Origin of the sequence: uncultured Rothia sp. (genome assembly GCF_937976295.1) — a bacterium.
Classification (GTDB): Bacteria; Actinomycetota; Actinomycetes; order Actinomycetales; family Micrococcaceae; genus Rothia.
The window spans coordinates 1-1,572 of sequence record NZ_CALJRY010000296.1 but is presented as its reverse complement, the minus strand read 5'-3'; the positions used below and the strand labels follow the sequence as shown (position 1 = coordinate 1,572).

3 protein-coding genes are annotated in these 1,572 nt (G+C 56.2%); all 3 read right to left on the bottom strand.

What is annotated here, in order from left to right; genetic code table 11:
* Positions 1-318 (bottom strand): DUF6318 family protein (locus Q0216_RS07930; protein WP_298594341.1); only part of this gene is annotated, 318 nt, incomplete at its 3' end.
* A gap of 242 nt (positions 319-560) precedes the next feature.
* Positions 561-1,331, bottom strand: coding sequence for a DUF6318 family protein (locus tag Q0216_RS07925; RefSeq protein ID WP_298594339.1), 771 nt, complete (start codon positions 1,329-1,331; stop codon positions 561-563).
* Positions 1,332-1,371: 40 nt separating this feature from the next.
* The coding region (locus Q0216_RS07920; protein WP_298594337.1) for a DUF6318 family protein at positions 1,372-1,572 on the bottom strand (201 nt) is incomplete at its 5' end.

Below are 1,572 nucleotides of genomic sequence, written 5' to 3'. Positions count from 1 at the left end.
GCCGGTAACGGTCAGATAATTCAGGGAAGCGACCCAGTAGCCCAGTGCCGCGTACATGCCCGAGGTCGTCTTCGACTTCATATTCTGGGGAGGGACGGGCATGGGCGGGTTCTCCGCCTTCTTCGTGGCGCTTGCGGGATGGTACGTTCCGGTGGACTTGTAGCTATTGAACTTCAACTCACCCTTGTAGGGGCGCATCGGGTCAACCACGCTCGGGTCCTCCAGCGGGCGAATATCGCTCGCGCAGGCAGTCAAGGAGGCGAGCGCGGCGGCAGCGGTGATACCCAGGGCGGTGCGTCGGGTAACGAAGGTAGGCATGAGAACCCCTCAATAGTTTGTTCGTATGCTTTTAAGCGTACCCGAGCAGGTTCGTTGAAACATTCAAAGCCTGCGCCTGCTCATCTGAGGAACAATTCAACGCGACCGAACACCGGTCACACAGACAAAAGGGAAGCTCCCGCACGCAATCTCATCTACGTACGGGAGCTTCCCCAGGATTTCTTCCCCTAGATTCAAACCCCTAGATCCAAAAATGACCGCCCGTAAGAGGCGTTGGTGTTCTAGGCCTTAGACTCACTCTTAGAAGAAGCCAGATCGGAGGAATCCTCCTCGCTGACCATGAACCAGGCGCCGTCCTTGTAATCCATCGAAAAGTTAGTCGCCTCGCTCTTGGACGATCCCTCCTCGACCAGAGGAACGGGGTCCTGACCCTCAATGTGGACCTTCGCCTTGGAGTCCTGGATGAAGCGTCCGATCCAATCGTAGCGGTTGGGGCCGCCAGTGACCTTCTTCGGGGCATCGGTCAGAAGCTGAACGGTAACCGGTGCATCCGTGTCGTACACCCAGCCCTTGCCGGTGGAGTACACAAGAACGACATTGTTGTGATCGTTCGCAAACACGCCGGCAGGGTCAGCTTTCTTGAGCGGCTCGTAATCACCGGTCATGAACATGTAGTTGAAGCTTGCCACCCAGTAGCTGAGGAACTGGTACATGCCCTCGATGGTCGCCTCGTTCATCTTCTCGGGAACGACAGGCTTGGGCACGTTCTGTGCCTTCTTCTCAGCCGTGGCAGGAACGTACTCGCCGTTCTTCTCGTACTTGTCGAGCTTCACCGTGCCCTTGTACGACTTCTTAGCAGTCTCAGTCGCAGAAGCAGATGCCGAGGCGGATGCGCTTGCAGACTCAGAAGCGCTAGCACTCGCCGAAGCCTCACCGGAGGCGGAGCTATCAGCCAGCGGGCGAATATCGCTAGCGCAAGCAGTGAGCGCCACGGCCGCACCGGCACCGGTGGCCGCAGCTAGTGCGGCACGTCGAGAAAGAAAAGTAGCCATGAAAAATCCTTAAGTAGTGTGTATCAGAAGATGAAGAAATTTAGCTGTTGTTATCCAGGAGCATGCGCCACATGCCTTCTTTATATTCCATGATGAACTTCGTCGTGCGAGGAATCGTCTTTTCCTCCTCAACGATAGTCGCATCAGGCTCACCCTCAATGTGGTACTTAGCGGCAGGATCATACGCGACGGTCACAAGCCACTCATAACGGTCCGGCTTATTAGCAACCGGCTGAAGCTC

Bases quoted from the DNA above. Each gene is read 5' to 3' on its own strand.
- Q0216_RS07925 (WP_298594339.1), bottom strand. From the start codon at position 1,331: ATGGCTACTTTTCTTTCTCGACGTGCCGCACTAGCTGCGGCCACCGGT.